7 protein-coding genes and 1 pseudogene are annotated in these 6,258 nt (G+C 52.5%); 4 read left to right on the plus strand and 4 right to left on the minus strand.

Translation table 11 applies throughout. From position 1 onward, the window contains the following. Together RTY00_RS17955 and aspA are read right to left on the minus strand one after the other, a co-directional pair. On the minus strand, positions 1-182 hold a 182-nt coding region (locus RTY00_RS17955; protein WP_312665339.1), incomplete at its 3' end, for an anaerobic C4-dicarboxylate transporter family protein. A 117-nt stretch (positions 183-299) separates the two neighbouring features. Next, the gene (gene aspA / locus RTY00_RS17960) at positions 300-1,736 is read right to left on the minus strand and encodes an aspartate ammonia-lyase (RefSeq protein WP_008104424.1); all 1,437 of its coding nucleotides are present in this window, start codon (positions 1,734-1,736) and stop codon (positions 300-302) included. A 375-nt stretch (positions 1,737-2,111) separates the two neighbouring features. Here aspA and RTY00_RS17965 point away from each other — a divergent pair, with 375 nt between their 5' ends. From RTY00_RS17965 to RTY00_RS17980, 4 genes are all read left to right on the plus strand, one after another. After that, the gene (locus RTY00_RS17965; protein ID WP_036648355.1) at positions 2,112-2,564 is read left to right on the plus strand and encodes an FxsA family protein; all 453 of its coding nucleotides are present in this window, start codon (positions 2,112-2,114) and stop codon (positions 2,562-2,564) included. A gap of 193 nt (positions 2,565-2,757) precedes the next feature. Then, entirely contained in the window at positions 2,758-3,051 is a 294-nt protein-coding gene (locus RTY00_RS17970) for a co-chaperone GroES (protein ID WP_008104420.1), read from the plus strand. Positions 3,052-3,097: 46 nt separating this feature from the next. Beyond that, positions 3,098-4,750, plus strand: coding sequence for a chaperonin GroEL (groL, locus tag RTY00_RS17975; RefSeq protein WP_256698241.1), 1,653 nt, complete (start codon positions 3,098-3,100; stop codon positions 4,748-4,750). 197 nt (positions 4,751-4,947) lie between these two features. Continuing rightward, a complete protein-coding gene (locus tag RTY00_RS17980; RefSeq protein ID WP_008104416.1) occupies positions 4,948-5,295 on the plus strand; it encodes a DUF4156 domain-containing protein in 348 nt (115 codons plus the stop codon). A gap of 63 nt (positions 5,296-5,358) precedes the next feature. Here the strand turns inward: RTY00_RS17980 and RTY00_RS17985 are convergent, their stop codons facing one another. After that, positions 5,359-5,793 (minus strand): DUF1090 domain-containing protein, encoded by a 435-nt coding sequence (locus RTY00_RS17985; RefSeq protein ID WP_312665340.1) that lies wholly within the window; start codon positions 5,791-5,793, stop codon positions 5,359-5,361. A gap of 97 nt (positions 5,794-5,890) precedes the next feature. After that, a pseudogene (locus RTY00_RS17990) lies at positions 5,891-6,258 on the minus strand (EF-P beta-lysylation protein EpmB); the annotation flags it as partial.

The following is a 6,258-nucleotide window of genomic DNA, read 5'->3' on the forward strand; positions in this document are numbered from 1 at the left end:
ATTGCGGCAATCACCGCCATGATAATTTCGATTACATCAAAGGGAATCGCGCCGGGGTTCAAGCCGCAAATCAGCGTCAACGCCAGCACACCTAAACCGCCCGCGAAACCGATGCCGATGCCGCCAAGACGCGCACCGAGCCAGATCGCCAGCAGGACAATACCTAACTCCACTACTACCATTCGTTCCGCTCCCTGAGCCGTGGATCAATTTCGACTCTTAAAGTTGTAGCCGCCAAAATGAAAAAAGCACGCCGCATTGTATACGGGCGTGCTTTTGGCAACTTGATCCGGAACGGATTACTGTTCGTTTTCGTCGGTATAGCGTTTGGCTTTATATACCGGATGCATCAGGTTCTGAATGGAGAAAATATCGTCCAGTTCGGTTTCCGTCAGCAGGCCGCGCTCCAGCACCACTTCACGTACGCTCTTGCCGGTTTCGGCACAAATCTTACCGACGATGTCGCCGTTATGATGGCCGATGTACGGGTTGAGGTAGGTGACGATACCAATAGAGTTGAACACGTAAGCTTCACACACCGCTTTGTTGGCGGTGATGCCGTTAACGCATTTTTCCAGCAGGTTGAAGCAGGCGTTCGTCAGGATGCTGATCGATTCGAACAGCGCCTGGCCAATTACCGGCTCCATCACGTTGAGCTGCAGCTGACCCGCTTCAGACGCCATGGTGACGGTGATGTCATTGCCGATCACTTTAAAGCACACCTGATTCACCACTTCTGGCACCACCGGATTCACTTTGGCGGGCATGATTGATGAACCGGCCTGCAGTTCTGGCAGGTTGATCTCATTCAGGCCGGCGCGCGGACCGGAAGAGAGCAGGCGCAGGTCATTACAGATTTTCGACAGTTTCACCGCCAGACGTTTCAGCGCCGAGTGCACCATCACGTATGCGCCGCAGTCGGACGTGGCTTCAATCAGATCTTCTGCAGGCACCACCGGCAGATTACTCACTTCCGCCAGACGCTGTACCGCCAGCTGCTGGTAGCCATCAGGCGTGTTGAGACGCGTACCGATGGCGGTAGCGCCAAGGTTCACTTCCAGTAGCAGTTCAGCGGTACGCAGAATGCTGCGGGTCTCTTCATTCAGCAGCACGTTAAATGCGTGGAACTCCTGGCCGAGCGTCATTGGCACCGCATCCTGCAGCTGGGTACGGCCCATTTTCAGGATGTTTTCGAACTCAACCGCTTTGCGCTGGAAACCTTCGCTTAGCTGGTTGATGCCGTCGAGCAGTTTCAGAATCGAGGCGTAAACCGCGATACGAAAACCGGTTGGATAAGCGTCGTTGGTGGACTGACACTTGTTCACGTGATCGTTGGGATTGAGGTACTGATATTCACCTTTCTGGTGGCCCATCAGCTCCAGACCGATGTTGGCCAGCACTTCATTGGTGTTCATGTTGACCGAGGTGCCCGCGCCGCCCTGATAGACGTCAACCGGGAACTGATCCATGCATTTACCGTTATTCAGCACTTCATCACAGGCCTGAATAATGGTGTTGGCGATATTGCGGGGAATGGTCTGCAACTCTTTGTTGGCGAGCGCGGCTGCTTTCTTCACCATCACCATACCGCGGACAAACTCCGGTATGTCGCTGATTTTACTATTACTAATATAGAAGTTTTCAATCGCACGCAGAGTATGAACACCGTAGTAAGCGTCTGCCGGAACTTCGCGCATGCCTAACAGGTCTTCTTCGATACGAATGTTGTTCGCCATGATTACCTTCTTATTATTGCTGCCTGGTTACTGCCGGGCGTCCGGATGGACGGGCGGCAATTAACGTGCAGGTGAAGCGATTATATTGTCGTGGAATGTCAGCGCCGACATATTATCCATCTTCGCGCTGACGGGCACGATCATATTCTGATGTTACAGAATTGTTTGTGCACAGATCACTTTACGGGCTTTTACAGGCCCAGCGGTAATAACGATATGTGATGTACTTCGCAATTTTAAGTCAGTGGGAAAAAAATGGCAGGATCGGTTGAAAATGCCGGTGCAAATGCCCATCTCTATCAATACGGTCCTACAGACCATCCCTTTCTGCTGCCTGGCAATTTGCGGGGCAGCTCCAACTCACAGGAGAATTCGGTGCGCTGGTTACCGTTAGTGATTTTTTTTGTTTTGGCCTGGATTGAAATCTCAATCTTCATTCAGGTCGCGCATGCGCTGGGCGTGCTGCTCACCATGCTGCTGGTGATCTTCACCTCGTGTATTGGTGTGTCGCTGGTGAAAAATCAGGGCATGAAGAACTTCCGGCTGATGCAGGAGAAGCTGGCGCGTAACGAAAGCCCGGCGGCTGAGATGACCAAAAGCGTTTCGCTGATCATCTCCGGCTTCCTGCTGCTGTTGCCTGGTTTCTTCACCGACTTCCTCGGTTTACTGCTGCTATTGCCGCCGGTGCAGAAGCATCTGACCTTGAAGCTGATGCCGCATCTGCGCGTGTGGCGCGGACCGGGTGCCGGTCCGGATGCCGGTTTCACCGTGGACGGTGAATACGAGCGTAAAGATCAGGACCGAATTGGTCACGATAAGGACCAATAAATTAATCAAGGCGGCGCAAGCCGCCTTTTTGCTGCATTTTTCGCCATCTGTTGCAGAAACGAAAATATTTATATTTTTTGCCCTTGAAAGCCCACTTATTGCCCCTATCTCTTCCAGCACGAGGCCGGAAGCCATGCAGTCCGGTTCAACCCCAAAAAATGAATGATTGGACTTCTCAAAGGAGAGCTATCAAATGAAAATTCGTCCATTGCACGATCGCGTCATCGTCAAGCGTAAAGAAGTTGAAGCTAAATCAGCGGGCGGCATCGTGCTGACCGGTTCAGCTGCCGGTAAATCTACCCGCGGTGAAGTCCTGGCTGTTGGCAAAGGCCGCATCCTGGAAAACGGTGAAGTTAAGCCACTGGACGTAAAAGTGGGTGATCTGGTGATTTTCAGCGAAGGCTACGGTGCTAAAACCGAGAAAATCGACAACGAAGAAGTTCTGATCATCTCCGAAAGCGACATCCTTGCAGTAGTTGAAGCGTAATTTACGCGTAATTCACTGAACGAAACGAATTTAAGGGATATTTGAAATGGCAGCTAAAGACGTAAAATTCGGTAATGACGCACGCGTGAAAATGCTGCGTGGCGTAAACGTACTGGCAGATGCAGTAAAAGTTACCCTGGGCCCGAAAGGCCGTAACGTGGTTCTGGATAAATCTTTTGGTGCACCGACCATCACTAAAGATGGTGTTTCTGTTGCGCGTGAAATCGAGCTGGAAGACAAGTTCGAAAACATGGGCGCACAGATGGTGAAAGAAGTGGCCTCTAAAGCGAACGACGCAGCAGGCGACGGCACCACCACCGCAACCGTTCTGGCTCAGGCAATCATCACCGAAGGCCTGAAAGCTGTGGCTGCGGGCATGAACCCGATGGATCTGAAGCGCGGTATCGATAAAGCCGTTATCGCTGCCGTTGAAGAACTGAAAACCCTGTCTGTACCTTGCCAGGATTCACGCGCTATCGCACAGGTTGGTACCATCTCTGCTAACTCCGACGAAACCGTGGGTACTTTGATCGCTGACGCGATGGACAAAGTGGGCAAAGAAGGCGTTATCACCGTTGAAGAAGGCACCGGCCTGCAAGACGAGCTGGACGTGGTTGAAGGTATGCAGTTTGATCGCGGCTACCTGTCCCCGTACTTCATCAACAAGCCAGAAACAGGCGCAGTTGAGCTGGAAACCCCGTTCATCCTGCTGGCTGACAAGAAAATCTCTAACATCCGCGAAATGCTGCCAGTGCTGGAAGCCGTTGCTAAAGCCGGTAAGCCACTGCTGATCATTGCAGAAGACGTGGAAGGTGAAGCCCTGGCAACGCTGGTGGTGAACACCATGCGCGGTATCGTCAAAGTGGCTGCGGTTAAAGCACCTGGCTTCGGCGACCGTCGTAAAGCCATGCTGCAGGATATCGCTATCCTGACCGGCGGTACCGTGATCTCTGAAGAGATCGGTATGGAGCTGGAGAAAGCTACCCTGGAAGATCTGGGTCAGGCTAAGCGCGTTGTGATCAACAAAGACACCACCACCATCATCGATGGCGTGGGCGATCAAGGCGCTATCTCTGGCCGTGTAACGCAGATTCGTCAGCAGATCGAAGAAGCGACCTCTGATTACGACAAAGAGAAACTGCAGGAGCGCGTAGCGAAACTGGCAGGCGGCGTAGCCGTTCTGAAAGTGGGCGCAGCAACTGAAGTTGAAATGAAAGAGAAGAAAGCACGCGTTGAAGATGCCCTGCACGCGACCCGTGCTGCGGTTGAAGAAGGCGTGGTTGCCGGTGGTGGTGTGGCGCTGGTTCGCGTTGCAGCGAAAATCGCCGCATCTGGCCTGAAAGGCGATAACGAAGATCAGAACGTGGGTATCAAAGTTGCGCTGCGCGCAATGGAAGCGCCACTGCGTCAGATCGTTTCTAACGCCGGCGAAGAGCCTTCAGTTGTTGCTAACAACGTGAAAGCGGGCGACGGCAACTACGGTTATAACGCGCAGACCGAAGAGTACGGCAACATGATCGACTTCGGTATCCTGGATCCAACCAAAGTGACCCGTTCTGCGCTGCAGTACGCTTCATCTGTTGCGGGCCTGATGATCACCACCGAAGCGATGGTGACCGATCTGCCTAAAAACGATGCACCTGATTTAGGTGGCGCTGGCGGTATGGGTGGCATGGGCGGAATGGGCGGCATGATGTAATTGCCCCTGACTGCTTAAGTCATCTGGAAAACCCCCGATCGGAAACGGTCGGGGGTTTTTCTTTTGCTGGGGAACAAGGTATAAGTAAGGGCGCAATACTTCGGCTTTACGGGTTTAGGGCAATGAATGTTCAGAAAAAAAGTGCGCTTTTCTGCTACGCTGCCGCCCGACACTGATGATAATAAATGGGGATTACAATGCGGATTAACCTCTTGCTCGGTCTGGCAGTCGGAACTTTACTGCTAGCGGGCTGTAGCAGCTCCAATCAACTGAGTGCTGGCGGCGAACGTGTGACCTTCGTCGACCAACAACCCGCGAGTCAATGTCAGCTGCTGGGAACGCTTACCGGCTCCCAGAGCAACTGGCTGAGCGGTTCAGGCGGTGAAGGCAGTTCACTGCGTGGCGCAGCTAACGACCTGCGTAACCGCGCGGCTGAAATGGGCGGCAACGTGATTTATGGTGCCACCAGCCCGACGCAGAATTTGCTGTCAGCTTTCGCGCCGCTCGATAGCAAAATGACCGGCCAGGTATATAAGTGCCCGTGATTTTTCCGGCGTAATTGCCTGAAGGGTTCGATGCAAAATGGCCGAAGCGATTCGGCCATTTTGTTACTTCCTCAATGCGGACATCTCATTCCGCACCCGCGCCAGCTCTTCTTGTGCTTCAGCGAGTTCCTCTTGTTTATCTTCTAGCTTACGCTGATATTTGCGAATTTTTTTCGCATCCCCATCTGCGCGCGCGCGTTGTAAATCAAACTCAATTTCACGAATAGCTTTCTGCTTGTCCGCTACTTTATCGTTGAGTTTATCGAGCTGGCGTTGAGTATCTGAAATGACGTTACTGCGAGTGCAATGCATATCCAGTTCTGCGAGTGCGCTACGCAGGCCGTTGATACGTGAATAATTATTGTTGGCTTCAGCGTAACGTAATTCTTCACTAATTGCCGCGTGACGCGTGGCACAATCCTGAGCGGCCTTGGCTTTCATGGTAAAAACCAAACTCAGTGATAATAGTGCCAGTAGCGTTAATGCCACTTTTTTCATAACAGCTCCTGTAAAAACATAAGCACACGATGTGCCTGGTAATTTCAGGAGCTTTTATAGTGGAACGACAGGCAGGAAACTCTCAGTTGGGTCTTGGTTATTCCTGACGCAGCTGTAAATCCAGCGGCGTCTTGCTTGGCTCTCCGCCAATCTCTCGCGCCAGTTTTGGCACCATATAACCGGACACCATCGCCAGCAGCTGGCGCACCAGCACGCGTGCTTCTTCATCGGAAACAAAGAAGTGCGCCGCGCCTTGCACCTTATCCAGCACGTGCAGGTAGTAGGGCAAAATACCGGCATCAAACAGCGCATTGCTGAGATCCGCCAGCGTCTGCGCATCATCATTCACATCACGCAACAACACACTCTGATTTAGCAGCGTAACGCCCGCACGCTTCAGCATCTGCATGCCGTAACGCAGCTCATCATCAATTTCCTGCGCATGGTTGATATGGCTCACCATCA

Origin of the sequence: Pantoea sp. CTOTU49201, assembly GCF_032054795.1 — a bacterium.
GTDB classification, from domain to species: Bacteria; Pseudomonadota; Gammaproteobacteria; order Enterobacterales; family Enterobacteriaceae; genus Pantoea; species Pantoea symbiotica.

Coding starts and splice junctions, on each gene's coding strand:
- aspA (WP_008104424.1), bottom strand. CDS start 1,736: ATGGCGAACAACATTCGTATCGAAGAAGACCTGTTAGGCATGCGCGAA.
- RTY00_RS17970 (WP_008104420.1), top strand. CDS start 2,758: ATGAAAATTCGTCCATTGCACGATCGCGTCATCGTCAAGCGTAAAGAA.
- groL (WP_256698241.1), top strand. CDS start 3,098: ATGGCAGCTAAAGACGTAAAATTCGGTAATGACGCACGCGTGAAAATG.
- RTY00_RS17980 (WP_008104416.1), top strand. CDS start 4,948: ATGCGGATTAACCTCTTGCTCGGTCTGGCAGTCGGAACTTTACTGCTA.
- RTY00_RS17985 (WP_312665340.1), bottom strand. CDS start 5,793: ATGAAAAAAGTGGCATTAACGCTACTGGCACTATTATCACTGAGTTTG.